Annotated in this window: 10 protein-coding genes and 1 tRNA gene; 5 read left to right on the top strand and 6 right to left on the bottom strand. The window is 47.9% G+C overall.

Annotated features, from left to right (window positions below; translation table 11 throughout):
• Positions 1-61: 61 nt before the first annotated feature.
• Positions 62-1,192 (bottom strand): RNA polymerase sigma factor, RpoD/SigA family, encoded by a 1,131-nt coding sequence (locus tag NC994_RS12390; protein WP_190414486.1) that lies wholly within the window; start codon positions 1,190-1,192, stop codon positions 62-64.
• A gap of 808 nt (positions 1,193-2,000) precedes the next feature.
• On the opposite strand from NC994_RS12390, the gene priA reads away from it, so the two are divergent.
• The 3 genes from priA (at position 2,001) to NC994_RS12375 (ending at position 9,327) form a co-directional block, all read left to right on the top strand.
• On the top strand, positions 2,001-4,619 hold the full coding sequence (priA, locus tag NC994_RS12385; RefSeq protein WP_190433388.1) for a primosomal protein N': 2,619 nt from the start codon (positions 2,001-2,003) through the stop codon (positions 4,617-4,619).
• A 147-nt stretch (positions 4,620-4,766) separates the two neighbouring features.
• Positions 4,767-6,032 carry an anhydro-N-acetylmuramic acid kinase gene (locus NC994_RS12380; RefSeq protein WP_190433385.1) on the top strand — a complete coding sequence of 422 codons (1,266 nt, stop codon included), beginning with the start codon at positions 4,767-4,769 and terminating at the stop codon, positions 6,030-6,032.
• Between the two features lie 82 nt (positions 6,033-6,114).
• Complete coding sequence (locus NC994_RS12375) at positions 6,115-9,327, top strand: VIT domain-containing protein (protein ID WP_190433383.1); 3,213 nt, start codon at positions 6,115-6,117, stop codon at positions 9,325-9,327.
• 158 nt (positions 9,328-9,485) lie between these two features.
• On the opposite strand, the gene crtA is transcribed toward NC994_RS12375, so the two are convergent.
• Together crtA and aat are read right to left on the bottom strand one after the other, a co-directional pair.
• Positions 9,486-10,325 carry a cyanoexosortase A gene (gene crtA / locus NC994_RS12370; protein ID WP_190433381.1) on the bottom strand — a complete coding sequence of 280 codons (840 nt, stop codon included), beginning with the start codon at positions 10,323-10,325 and terminating at the stop codon, positions 9,486-9,488.
• Between the two features lie 46 nt (positions 10,326-10,371).
• Positions 10,372-10,947, bottom strand: coding sequence for a leucyl/phenylalanyl-tRNA--protein transferase (gene aat / locus NC994_RS12365; RefSeq protein ID WP_190429330.1), 576 nt, complete (start codon positions 10,945-10,947; stop codon positions 10,372-10,374).
• Between the two features lie 189 nt (positions 10,948-11,136).
• Between aat and NC994_RS12360 the strand changes: the two genes are divergently transcribed.
• Entirely contained in the window at positions 11,137-11,466 is a 330-nt protein-coding gene (locus NC994_RS12360) for a hypothetical protein (RefSeq protein WP_190414429.1), read from the top strand.
• Between the two features lie 63 nt (positions 11,467-11,529).
• Here NC994_RS12360 and rpsN read toward each other — a convergent pair whose 3' ends face one another.
• The 3 genes from rpsN to rseP all read right to left on the bottom strand — a co-directional run bounded on the left by rpsN (position 11,530) and on the right by rseP (position 13,788).
• Complete coding sequence (gene rpsN, locus NC994_RS12355) at positions 11,530-11,832, bottom strand: 30S ribosomal protein S14 (protein WP_190414428.1); 303 nt, start codon at positions 11,830-11,832, stop codon at positions 11,530-11,532.
• Positions 11,833-11,890: 58 nt separating this feature from the next.
• Entirely contained in the window at positions 11,891-12,607 is a 717-nt protein-coding gene (nth, locus tag NC994_RS12350; RefSeq protein ID WP_190433379.1) for an endonuclease III, read from the bottom strand.
• Between the two features lie 89 nt (positions 12,608-12,696).
• Positions 12,697-13,788, bottom strand: coding sequence for an RIP metalloprotease RseP (gene rseP, locus NC994_RS12345; protein ID WP_190433376.1), 1,092 nt, complete (start codon positions 13,786-13,788; stop codon positions 12,697-12,699).
• Between the two features lie 275 nt (positions 13,789-14,063).
• Here rseP and NC994_RS12340 point away from each other — a divergent pair.
• Positions 14,064-14,135 (top strand) — tRNA-Gly (locus tag NC994_RS12340).
• The last annotated feature ends 19 nt before the right edge of the window (positions 14,136-14,154 follow it).

The raw sequence follows: 14,154 nt of genomic DNA, 5'->3' as shown, positions 1-14,154 counted from the left end.
CAGTCAGCGATCGTTTGGTCAATCATAAAACGAATGACTAATTACCGATCGCCAACAACTTTTAGGTGAGCCATCCTTTCAAGCGTTTGGCAACCTGGGGACGCCGCAGTTTCCGCATCGCTTTACTTTGAATTTGACGCACTCGTTCGCGGGACAAATTAAATAAACAGCCCACTTCTTCTAAGGTGTAGGGTTCGCTGCTGGTTAAACCATACCGCAGCGAGATAACATCTTTTTCCCGATCGGTGAGAACGTCGCCTAACACTTCCCAAATTTCTTGGCGCATCATGGCTTCGCTCATCTGTTCTTCGGGAGATTGATTATCACCATCTTCCAACAGATCCATCAGTTCCGTCTCTTCTCCCTTCCCGATGCGATGGTTAAGAGAAAGCGATCGCCTTCTAAGTTGCAACAACTGACGCAACTGCGAAGCCTCAATATCTAAAGATTGCGCCAATTCCTCTTCTGTCGGATTGCGATGCAGTTCTTGCTTGAGTTCTCGCTGCGCTTTTTTGAGCTTATTTAACTTCTCGACGATGTGAATTGGCAATCGAATTGTTCGGGCATCGTTCGCGATGGTTCGCGTAATCGCTTGCCGAATCCACCAATAGGCATAGGTAGAAAACTTATAACCTTTGTCGGGATCAAACTTTTCTGTAGCGCGATTTAATCCCAGCGCCCCTTCCTGAATTAAATCGAGGAATTGAACACCTCGGTTCAAATATCGTTTAGCAATAGAAACAACTAATCTCAGGTTCGAGCGAATCATCTTCCGTTTCGCCACCCGTCCGCGATACAGTTGATGTTCCATCTGCCGTTCCGAAAGCCCATCTGCTGCTGCCAGCTCTGCTTTCGTGGGAGCGCGATCCAACTCTTTTTGTAATTTTTCTTGGAGCGCTTCTATCTTGACTAAATATTGGACGCGATGGGCTAACTCGACTTCTTCATCTGGTTTCAGAAGGGGATAGCGTGCCATCTCCTTAAAAAACGCTCCTACAGTATCATCGGAGACAGTTTTGCGGTATTCAGAGGGGCGACCACCGGCTAATTTATCAATTTCGTCTGAAATTTCATCTTCAACACTGACGATTTCTATTTCAGTGGTTTCTTCCATTTGCTGGTCGGTAATATCTACAAAATCCCGATCGGATGTAGATTCCACGTCGCTTCGGTTCAAGTCAGCAATATTCATAGCAAGGTCTGAGTCGGTATTGGATAAAGCGAGTTGATGGGAACGGATGCTCTCTTTGTACATATCCATGACGGACTGAAGACAGGCTCTACGAGCATAGACTCAAGGGTCAACTTTATTTTTACTGTCTGCATTCTTTACTAATTTTGAGCTTCATTTATCCGCTCGTGGCAACACCAGATCGGGTACCCGCTTTGGAACACTCAAAATTTATTCAACCTTTCAATTTACAAATAGCTTTTTAAGGCTACCAGAAAATAGTTTTTTGATTGTTTTCCTGATTACATTTCTCGATTACAGAATCTAGAAGCGCTTTAGATTGGGTATGCGTCTTAAGAAAAAATCAGGAAACATGAAGGTGATGCCCTAGTCTATTAGAAGCTTGCCGTCAGCTGTGATGCCGTAGATAAATTTCAATTAAATTAAACTTAAATCAATGCCAAGTCTGGGGTTTCTTTCCATTTTTTCTGGCTCCTAATTAAGGAAAGTTTAAAGTTTTTTAAATTTCCCATGCTATTCACACAGGATCTCATATACTTGTGAGCTTTCCTCTCTATCGATAGGGAGAAAATAGGCATCCGCGCTCTGCACAATAGATAGAGGATAGCAAGTATACTCACATACAAGCATCCAAGCGAGACATTTGTATCCTAACTTCTATCCTCTTGGTTGCGACCTCGGATGTTGCTGAATTTCAAGTCTCTCAAGCGTCTACAGCCAGCTAAAATTAACAGGTCTACAGTAAGCGACAAGCATGGCGGTCTGGAAAGCTGGCTGTAGTATCCGGCTGCCAAGGGAGAGGGGGAATATGTCGTCAAATCCCAATGTCGGGCGTTCGGGCATTGTGCTGGAGAGTAGAGCATCCTACGACCAGTCTGATTCTGGACAGAATCGATGGATAGAAGTGCTGGTGGATTGTCCAGAAGCAGAAGCGCAGAAGCGGTTGTATACCTATCGGTTGCCTGCCCAGTTGCAAGTGCAGCCGGGGGATATTCTGAGCGTACCGTTTGGGGCGCAAGTTTTGGGAGCGATCGCGATTCGGATTTGCGATGCACCGCCGCCAGATTTGAACCCAGCCAAAATTCGGGATGTAGAGGATGTAGTCAGTGCTGGGTTTTTCCCGCCGACCTACTGGCAACTGCTGAACCAAGTCGCCCAATACTACTACACCCAGCTGATTCAGGTGATTCGAGTCGCGCTACCGCCGGGATTACTCGGGCGATCGCAGCATCGCCTCCGCCTTGCCCAAGGAGAAGGAGAGGGGGGACAAGTCGGACAAGCGGGAAATGCTAATTACCTGAGTCCAACTGCCTGTAAGATTCTGGAACTTCTGCAAGCTCAATCCTCTGGAGACTACAGCTTCGTTTACCTCCAGCGTCAAGTTAGAGGAGCGTATCGAGCCATCCGGGAGTTACTGCGGGCGAAGTTAGTCGAAAGTTACCTGGAACCGCCCAGAACCCAGCGACCGAAGTTACAGAAAGCCGTGACGCTGGTTGTCGATGTTTTTCCCCTCGACTTAACGCAGCGCCAACGGGAAATTTTGGAAGTGCTGCGGCGGCGCGGCGGCGATTTGTTGTTAACGGAGTTGCTGCAAATCTGCAACGCCAGTTCATCCACCATCAAGACGCTGGAGCAAAAAGGCTGCGTGGTTATTCAAGAACGGGAGATGTTGCGGACTTCCGCAGAACCGCTCTTGGCTGGGGATCAACCGAAAGCATTAACACCGGCTCAATCTGAGGCGCTAGAAGCGATCGCGTCTTTATCCGGTTTTGCGAAGGTGCTGTTGCACGGAGTCACGGGTTCCGGGAAGACAGAGGTGTATTTACAAGCGATCGCCCCCATCTTAGAACGGGGACAATCCGCCCTCGTCCTCGTCCCGGAAATTGGTTTGACACCCCAACTCACCGACCGATTCCGCGCCCGTTTTGGCAACAAAGTCTGCGTCTATCACAGCGCCCTTTCCGATGGCGAACGCTACGACACTTGGCGGCAAATGCTGGCGGGTGCAGCCCAAGTCGTCATTGGCACCCGTTCCGCTATCTTTGCCCCACTGCCACGCCTGGGGCTAATCGTGTTGGATGAGGAACACGACTCTAGTTTCAAGCAAGACCAACCCGCACCCACCTATCACGCCCGCACCGTCGCGACTTGGCGGGCTGAGTTGGAAAACTGCCCCCTCGTCTTAGGTTCCGCCACCCCTTCCCTAGAAACCTGGCTAAACATTACGAGTCCGGAGTTAACCGATTCAACTCAAAACTCAGACGCGATGAATCGCGTCTCTCCAACTCAAAACTCTCTTACTCATTACCTCTCATTGCCAGAACGCATCCAATCGCGTCCGCTACCGCCGGTAGAAGTGGTGGATATGCGCCAAGAGTTGCAGCAAGGGAATCGCTCAATTTTTAGTCGGTCGCTTCAGGAAGGCTTGCAGCAGCTGCAAGATCAGGGGAAACAAGGAATTTTATTTATCCATCGGCGGGGACATAGTACCTTTGTTTCTTGTCGCAGCTGTGGGTATGTGATTGAGTGTCCTCACTGCGATGTTTCGCTGTCGTATCACCACACCCATGAAGAAGCCGCTGAATTATTGAGGTGTCATTACTGTAATTTTGTGCGATCGCATCCTCAATCCTGCCCCGAATGCGGTTCTCCCTACCTGAAATTTTTTGGCAGCGGCACCCAGCGAGTCGCCCAAGAATTAGCGCAGCAGTTCCCTCAGTTGCGCTATATCCGGTTTGATAGCGACACCACCCGCACCAAAGGCGCTCATCGCACCCTGCTGACACGCTTTACCAACGGAGAAGCCGACTTATTAATTGGGACTCAAATGCTTACCAAAGGGCTGGATATATCCCAGGTGACACTGGTAGGAGTGGTTGCTGCGGATGGGTTGCTGCATCTCCCCGACTATCGGGCATCAGAAAGAGCATTTCAAACCCTAACTCAGGTTGCAGGTCGTGCCGGTCGCGGTGACGATTCCGGTCGAGTCATTATTCAAACTTACTCCCCAGAACACCCAGTCATTCAAGCAGTAAGGCGTCACCAGTATCAATCTTTCATCGAGACAGAGTTAGAACAACGAGAGGCGCTGAATTATCCCCCCTACGGACGTCTCATTTTGTTGCGGCTAAGCAGCACCGATGCCGCAGAAGTTCAGGAAACTGCCGAAATGCTAGCTGCGGGGCTAGCTTCTAATACACCCCAGGGGGATAGCAGTTCAGATACCCATCCCACCACCCCGATGTATGAGGTGTTAGGGCCAGCACCAGCGAGTATCTTACGGGTGGCGAATCGATATCGATGGCAGATTATGCTCAAGTTTGCACCTGATTCGCTGCCAGAATTACCGGATTTCAACGAGTTACGCCTCCTCTGCCCGTCCTCAGTCAGCTTGACAATAGACGTTGACCCGCTGAATTTGATGTAAGACCCAAGCCAGAAAACCGGGTTCCGATCTCACACTAATTCATCGAGGGTTGATGCCATTGCTCTTAACCGTTCTGCCAAGCGTTCAGCGCGTTCTTCTGCCAGCTGTGCGATTTCCGTACCTTATAATTTTTAATTTCTCTGAATTATGCGTGTAATTGGTTTAATTAGCGGCACGTCGGTAGATGGCATTGATGCCGCTTTAGTAGAAATTTCTGGTAAAGACTTAGATATAAAAGTGACTCTGCTAGCAGGAGCCACCTATCCTTATCCAGATGCGCTCTCAAAGCAAATTCTAGAAGTTTGTGGCGGGTCATCCTTGTCAATGGAAGAATTTGCCCAATTAGATGATGCGATCGCTTACACCTTCGCACAAGCAGCCCAAAACATTCAAAATGGCAACCCCCCAGCCGAGTTAATTGGCTCTCACGGACAAACTGTTTTTCATCGCCCGCCCACAGAGCAGGGGAGAGAGGGAAAAGAAGAGACTTCATCTTTTATCCTCAATCCTTCACTCAGTCCTCAGTCCTCAGTCCTCGACCCTTCACTCAGTCCTCAGTCATCCGTCCTCAGCACTCCTTTAGGTTACAGCCTGCAATTAGGTCGGGGTGCCTTGATTGCCCACCTGACGGGCATTCCCACAGTAAGTAATTTCCGGGCGGCGGATATTGCCGCCGGTGGACAAGGTGCGCCTATGGTGCCAGCAGTAGATGCTTATTTATTGAGCCACCCTGACAAGTACCGATGTGTCCAAAATATTGGCGGTATCGGGAATGTCACTTACCTACCGGCGCGTCGGGGCAGCTGGCTAGAAGAGATCCGAGGCTGGGACACCGGGCCGGGGAATGCGCTTCTAGACCTGGCGGTGCAATATTTAACGAATGGAGCCAAAACCTACGATCAGGATGGAGCATGGGCCGCAGCAGGCACAATCTGCAACGATTTAGTAGAGCAATGGCTACAGCAGGACTACTTCCAGCAGCAACCGCCCAAATCAACGGGTCGAGAGCTATTTAGCTACACCTATCTCCGGCAGTGTATCGCAGATGCCTCTGCTTATGAGTTGAGTAGCGCTGATCTGCTGGCAACGCTGACTGAACTCACTGCTGCGTCAATTGTTCATAGCTACCGCACTTTCCTGCCGCAGATGCCTGACGAGGTGTTATTGTGTGGCGGTGGCAGTCGCAATCTCTATTTAAAACAGCGCCTACAAGCGACTTTACAACCCGTGCCAGTGTTGACAACGGATGAGGCGGGTGTGAATGCTGATTTCAAAGAAGCGATCGCTTTCGCTGTTTTGGCATATTGGCGTCAGTTAGGCATCCCTGGCAATCTTCCCCAAGTTACCGGCGCAACTTCTGCCGTACTACTTGGAGAAGTTTATCTTCCTACAAAGCTCAAAGCCTTGCGCTGAGAGCGTTTCTAGCCGATTCTTTATATTAATTTTAGAAATGAAATGGCTAGAATGGCGTGAACGGTTTTGAAAAAGGGCTGCTATGACGACCTTCCCGCCTCAAAAAAGCACAGCTCACGATCGACGTCGGTGTTATTGCCTGAATCCTAATTGTAAGCAGCCAGAAAATCCTGGAAATGCCGCTATCTGCGAAAGTTGCGGATCGCAATTACTGCTGAGCGATCGCTATCGTGCGATTAAACCGATTGGTCAAGGAGGTATGGGGAGAACTTTCCTGGCTGTGGATATATCCCAGCCATCGGAACCGCGCTGTGTCATTAAACAGTTTTTTCCTCAACAACAAGGAACTAATAATCGCCAAAAAGCAGCAGAGTTATTCCGTCAAGAGGCAACTCGCTTAGAGGTTGTTGGGAAACATCATCAAATTCCCGAACTGCTGGCATATTTTGAGCAAGATGACCATCAGTATTTAGTGCAACAGTTTATCGATGGAGAAAACTTAGCTCAAGAATTAGCCCAAAAAGGGCCGTTTAAAGAAGTAGAAATTCGGCAACTCCTGCAAAGTTTGCTGCCAGTCTTGCAATTTGTCCACAGTCAACAGATGATTCACCGGGATATTAAACCCGAAAACATCATTCGCAACCGTCGAGATGGCAAACTCGTGTTAGTCGATTTTGGCGCAGCAAAGTATGCGACTGAGACGATGCTAGGCAAAACTGGAACGGTCATCGGTTCTGCTGCGTATACGGCTCCCGAACAAGTAAAAGGGAAAGCGATTTTCGCCAGCGATTTGTATAGTTTGGGTGTTACTTGTATTCATTTGCTCACCCAAATTCCTCCTTTCGATCTGAGCGATACCAGTGAAGATACCTGGGTTTGGCGACATTTTTTAAAGACCCCAGTCAGCAAACAGTTCGGTAGCATTCTCGACAAAATGCTGCAAACGGGTACGAAGCGGCGCTATCAATCAGCAGATGAAGTGTTGCAGGATTTGAATGGGCGATCGCTCCCAACTACTAAACGTAATTCTAAGAAAAAATGGCTGATAGCGGGTGCCTTCCTATTGTTTGGATTTGCGGGAGTGCGGTACTTAGCTTCTCCTGTGGTAGAGATGGTGACTCAGGAAATTGAGAGGCAAGCATCTCTTACTGAAGGCAGCTTATTCGCGATTGTGGATGGACAGGAGCAAGTGTTTCCGTTGAAACATACGGAAGTTGTGGCGAAAGTTACAGGAAATGTGTCGCGGGTGGAGGTAACGCAGACCTTTGAAAATCCCTTTAACAATCCCTTAGAAGCTGTCTATAAGTTTCCACTCCCCGATGAAGCGGCAGTGGATGACATGGAAATAAAAGTAGGCGATCGCATCATCCGAGGCGTCATCAAAAAACGCGAAGAAGCAAAGCAAATTTACGAACAAGCCAAACAAGAAGGAAAAACTGCTGCCTTATTAGACCAAGAACGAGACAATATTTTTACTCAGTCCTTGGCTAACATCAAACCAGGCGAAAAAATCGATGTCACAATTCGCTACAGTGAAAGCCTGAAGTTTGAAAAAGGTAACTATGAATTTGTCTTCCCAATGGTGGTAGGACCACGTTACAGCTCAGGAAATTCAACGAATAATCAAGGCAATACAAACCTTACCGACACTTCGCAGATAAATCCGCCGACGTTACCAGCCGGAAGCCGTTCTGGGCAAGATATTGGCGTAACAGTAGAAATAGAAGCCGGGGTGCCAGTCAAAGAAGTGCGATCGCCTTCTCATCAAATCCGTACCACTCAAGATGGTCGCATCATGCGGGTTGAATTGAGCAAGGAAAACGCAATTCCGAATAAAGACCTGATTTTACGTTATCAGGTATCGAGTGCCCAAACCCAGTCCACAGTATTATCAGAGGCGGATGAACGCGGCGGTCACTTTGCCACCTATTTAATTCCAGCCGTGGAATATCAAAGTAATGAGATTGTACCCAAAGATGTGGTATTTCTCATGGATACTTCTGGCTCTCAAAGTGGACCGCCAATTGAGCAATCAAAGGAACTGATGCGCCGGTTTATCAATGGACTCAATCCCGGCGATACCTTTAATGTTGTTGACTTTTCCGATAGCGCGACGCAGCTATCTCCTATACCTTTACCGAATACGCCGCAAAACCGTGAGAAAGCCCTAAATTATATCAATCGCCTAGATGCTAACGGTGGCACCGAGTTATTTAATGGCATTCAAACTGTGTTGAATTTCCCCGCCGCGCCAGAAGGACGCCTGCGGAGTATTGTCTTGATTACTGACGGTTTGATCGATCAAGACCAGCAAGCGATCGCAGAAATTAAAAAGCGGCTGAAGCCGGGAAATCGGCTTTATAGTTTCGGTGTTGGCCCTTCAGTGAACCGCTTCTTGATCGATCGTTTGGCAGAGGAAGGACGGGGCACTTCAGAAGTCGTTCCCCCTAGAGAATCCGCCCAAAAAGTCGTCGAAAAGTTCTCCCAACAGATCAATAATCCCGTACTTACGAATATCGAAGTGAACTGGGAAGGGAGTGGAAAAGCACCGCAAATCTATCCGATCAAACCCCCTGATTTGTTTGCCAATCAGCCTTTGGTGTTGTTTGGACGTAAAGGCGATCGCGCTAAAGGAACTTTGCGAATTACTGGAATCGTCGCGGGTGGCAAACGCTATGAGAAGAAGTTACCGATTGAATTTGACGGCGGTGGCAATAGCGCGATCGCTCAACTTTGGGGACGCGCCCGGATTAAAGATTTGATGAATGAAATCTATGCTGGTGAAAACCCAAATAATGTCAAAGCCGTTACTGATACCGCGCTAGCTTATCGGTTGTTGTCGCAATACACCTCCTTTGTCGCTGTCACGGAAGAAGTGCGAGTCGATCCCAAGAAAACTCAGCAGGTGCAAGTGCCGGTAGAAACGCCAGAGGGTATGAACGCCGAAGCAACGTCTCGGCAAAACGGTAACGTGCCGCTACTCAGCCAAGCGCCACCACCTAGTAAAGCGTTAGTAGCTAGCAAACCTACTGCTAGCAAAATGCCCTTTTCCCAGCCAGCGCTAGTAGCTACCAAACCTGTAGCTAGCAAAGTGCCCTTTTCCCAGCCAGCACCGTCAGCAGCCAACAGCGTGCCGCTATCTAGCCCAGCACAGCCATCTACTCAATCCTCAGCCCCTGATCCAGTACCCGAACCCAGCCAAATCTTAGGCAACATTTTAGCTGTTCTCATGCTGGGGATGTACTTTGCCTGGAAGCGGTTGAAGGGTTTGAAAAGCACTCCGCCTCGAAATTAATCCCAGTTCACTTTTTTACCGCTACATTAAGCTTCAGCAGCCAAAAATATAGCGATCCTGTTTTAGTTGTGGGATTCCAATCTTTCCGATCCCCGACTTCGTAAGAGTTGTCGGGGATCTTGCTTTCACACATCATTACAGGACTGCTATAGCTGCAATTAAAATTCTACAGAATTCTCCTTCTCGCTACCTGCTTTTAACAGCCAAAATCGACAAATTAATCCGAAAATAAATACAGAAATCATAGAAAAGATTACAGAACCATCACCAAGATGCCAATATTCAAAAGCTTCTTTATTTGATAACCCTGCCAAAACCGTCATCAAAGCCACCCGTATCCCATTTAGCGTAAAGGCTACGATGACAGCAACGAATGGTAATAAAATCTTTTCCTTTAATTTAGTTGGAAAAATGAGTAAAACAACTAAAGCTAACCCCAATAGCTGAAGGATAGTACCTACACCGGCACAAGCTCCGCCAATTTGTACAGACCCAGTTGGCAAACTTAAAATCTCCCCTTGCTGCACAACGGGGAATCCTAAAAACCAAAGAATAACAGATGTAAGTTTAGCGGTTAATAAAGATACATTGAAAACTTTCAATATTAATTCTTGATTTAAGACGAAAAAAGCCAGGAGTAGCAATTCCCGCCAATACTGCTTTAATCCTTTAACCCCAGAGGCAATTAAACCCAAGCCCAGCATTGAAATTAAAGGTGTAACATGAAGGGTAAAACCATAGCCGGGGTAAAGACTTTTAAAAAGTACCAAACTAATCAGTGCGAACCCAAAAATGCTAGAAAAAGCGTCGCTTTTCAGCTCTAATCCGTCCCGTTTCTGCCAAAGTAGAGATGATACCGCAGCCCAAAATAAGAAGCTTGTACTCAGCAATTCAGTATTGCCACTCCTCCAAGTCAAAGTAAGATGAATTGTAATTAAGCCTGCCGCGATCGCTATCAACCAGAATTTCAAGTCTTTGACAAGTTTTAGCCTGCTCATGATTCGATAAAAGTTTTGCTCGGTAGGACACACCCGCTGGCTGCGGCTATACTAAAGAACACCGACGCTGCAACGCTTTCCGTAATAGGACTTGATATTGTGGATCGTCAATGATGTAAGCACCAAAGCGCTCTAAATGGGGATTCATCATTTGGGCGTCAAAGAAAGCAAAATTGCGCGATCGCAATCTTTCCACCAACTTCACCATCGCCACCTTTGACCCCTCTGGAATCCGGTAGAACATAGATTCCCCAATAAACGCACCCCCGATGACAAGTCCTAAAATTCCTCCAGCCAGTTCCTCTCCCTGCCAAGTCTCGAAGCTATAAGCCCAACCCTCTTCATAGAGTGCCAAATAAATCTCTTGTAGTTCTGGGGAAATCCACGTTGTTTCTCGATCCGCACACCCAGCCACTACACCCTGGAAATCCCGATTGACGGCAACAGTAAAGCGTTCTTGGTTGAGAACACGCCGCAGTGACTTCGGGTAGCGAAATTGCCCATCGAGGGGAACGAGTGTTCTCTGACGGCTGGAATACCATCCCAAGCCATTGTCGTCATCCGCCATCAGGAAGTAGCCTTGGGCATACCCCTGAATAATGGTGGGAATATCAAACTCCATGCACTCAATCCAAGCGGGTTAATGACGTATTATCCGATCTATGTATATCTCTAACAGCCACAAATGGCTGCATAGATGTCCTGATGAGATAGAACCACCTTAATATCTAAAATACTGCCCCAACTTTTAGAATCATTGAGTCGGCGTCTGAAATTTAAAAGCTGAGAAGCGAAAAGCTGATACGTGAAAATGTCTCAACCCATCCCACCGATCACCTTACCACCAGCCGAAAATCCTCAACAGGAAGGCAAATGGCTGCAAAGCGCATTACACAAGTGGCTCGATGAAGAGTTTATTCCAGAGGCTGTCAATCAAGAGATTGCCCAACGAGCTTCCCAGATTTATGTCCGCCAGCGGATGGAAGGGGAAAACGACCTGGGTTCCCTGGTGATTGCCATTCTGACAGAGATGCAGGCGTTTGATTTTTCCAGAAGTTTTTATAGCGAGTTTGCGATCGCGAATGCGGTCAGTGAATTGCTCTTAGACAGTCTTGGCATCGACCGCTGTTGCGGTCAATAGTCAATAGTCAATAGTCATTGGTCAAACGCAATCAACTAAAGACTAAAGACTAAAGACTAAAGACTACCAGCTAGACTTGACAACTCCCGGCAACAGGCCTTGGTGTGCCCATTCCCGCATAACGTTGCGAGACAGACCAAAATCCCGGTATACGCCTCTAGGACGCCCAGTCACCCAGCAGCGATTCCGCAGTCGTGTGGGCGCACTGTTGCGCGGCAGTTGCTGTATCTGCCGATGAATCGTCAGCTTCTGTTGTTGGGTTGTTGCATTCTCAAATGCTTCCTGCAACGTTTCACGCTTAGCGGCATACTTATCTACCAGCTTCTGGCGTTTTTTCTCCCGCTCAATCATGCTCTTTTTAGCCATGAATTATCCTACTTTGTTCCAGCAATAAAGACACCATTCTCCATTCTAGCGGATGGTATCAATTAGAAGCTTCCACAATTTGAGGAGATGTGGCGAGGCTAATATTCACAGAATCTGAGGGCGACAAATTAGCAGAAGGACACAAATCCGCAAGGACACAAGCATGGCACACCGGATTTTTGGCTTTACAAATTGCCCGACCATGATAGACCAACCGAATTGACCAGTTTTCCCAATCCTCTAGGGGCAATAGTCTCATTAAATCTCGCTCTATCCGCACTGGGTCTGTATATTCTGTCAAACCCAATCGGTAGCTGAGGCGCTTCACATGAGTATCCACTGTTACGCCTTGATTGATGCCGTAAGCGTGAGCCAGAACGACATTCGCTGTCTTTCGCGCTACTCCTGGTAATTCCAGCAACAATTCCATTTGTTTTGGCACCTGTCCTTTAAATTTCTCCACAATCAGGACGCAGGCACCTTGAATATTTTTAGCTTTATTGCGATAAAAGCCGGTTGAACGGATCAGGGTTTCCAACTCAGTAATATCAGCGTTTGCCAAAGCTGGGGCGTCGGGAAACCGAGAAAATAAGGAGGGGGTTACTTGATTCACCCGTTCATCGGTACATTGAGCGGAGAGAATGGTTGCGACCAATAACTGTACCGGCGTCTCGTAGTTCAGCGTACAGGGTGCATCTGGATACAATCGCTTCAGGCGAATCAAAATCTCCAAAGCACGCTGCTGCTTAGCTGACCATGTACGGGTAATGTTCATAAATCGTCAATTGTCTAGTTGGTAGGGGCGCATGACCCTGCGCCCGTACAGGTCAGTTATCCATTGTTAAAAACGATAGACAACTGCGTTCATTGCAAGAGTTTTTGAACCCACTCCAGGTTAGCAGTGTCTCGAACAATCAAGAAAATTCCCAAACCCAGAAGCAACATCAAACCAGTTTGCATAATGCCATCTTGGATTTGAGTCGGCAAAGGTTTACCCCGCAAGCCTTCAATCAATAAGAAAGCTAGCTGACCACCATCGAGGGCCGGTAGCGGCAAAATGTTGATAATCGCAAGGTTAATGCTGATCAAGGCAGCAAACTGAAACAGATTCGCCGCGTCTGACTTGGCAATACTGGCACCAAGTTCCACAATTTTAACCGGCCCAGCAACCTGATCGGCTGTTTCGCCAAAGTTACTAATCAGTTGTACAAAGCCCTGAGCCGTTAAAACTACGAATTCTTGGTACTTTGTAGCCGCAGTGGTCAAAACTTCCACAGGATTCTTGAGGTGCCGACGCACTACTTTGCCGCTAGGAGCTAGCTGGACACCGATGCGACCTTTCCCATCGCTTCCGGGTTGCGGTGTCACGGTCAGGGAAATGATTTGACCTTGACGTTCAACGCTCAGGGGGATCGGCTGGTTGGGATTGTTTTGAATGACCTCCATAAGCTTTGGAATGGCTTCCTTGGAGGCTTTCAGTGGTTGACCGTCTGCCAAGAGAATAATGTCTCCTGCTTTGATGCCAGCCTTAAGTGCAGCAGAACTTACCTCTGAGGCGACTTGGGGAACCAAGACACCAGGCTGATAATTAAATTCCTGAACGCCCACCAGACCCAGTTGAGTCGCTAGCAGCAAGTAAGCAAATAGCAAGTTGGCGATGACACCAGCGCTAATGACAATGGCTCTGTCGAGGATGGGTCGGTTGCGTAGTAGATTGGGGTCTTCTGGGGGAATATCACTGTCGGGATCATCATCAGGGAAACCAACAAATCCGCCTAGGGGAAAAGCCCGGATGGCATATTCGGTTTCCGGTCCCTGGTACTTCCAGAGGATCGGGCCAAAACCGAGGGAGAAGCGGTTGACGTGAATTCCTTGAAGACGAGCTGCCATGAAATGACCCAGCTCATGTACCACAATCAAAAGCGCCAAGACTGCGATCGCCGCAAAAACAGGCATATTAATAATTAATTCAACTAACTACATACTTCTTCATTCTACGGTGTTGCGTCCGGAAGCTGGGTGAGTTCAGGGAAGAGGAGCCGGAAAGCATCAAAATACAGAGTTCCAAATACAGCGTGAGGAATTCCTTCCTCGCCTCCCCGCAGAAATCGCTTCACCAAGCGCTCCCACTCTCGCCAACTTCAAATTTCATCGAGTGGTTAGTGAAATGATTAAAAAAGATAGTTGACAGATGCTGAAAATTTTGAGAATCTAGATAAAGATAAAGTTTTGCGGGTATAGCTCAGTGGTAGAGCGTCACCTTGCCAAGGTGAATGTCGCGCGTTCGAATCGCGTTACCCGCTCTTCTGGTTAAAATCATAT

Origin of the sequence: Trichocoleus sp. AS-A1 (assembly GCF_039962015.1) — a bacterium.
Classification (GTDB): Bacteria; Cyanobacteriota; Cyanobacteriia; order Cyanobacteriales; family FACHB-T130; genus FACHB-T130.
Note: the sequence above shows the minus strand (reverse complement) of the source record. Positions and strands in the feature narration are given on the sequence as shown.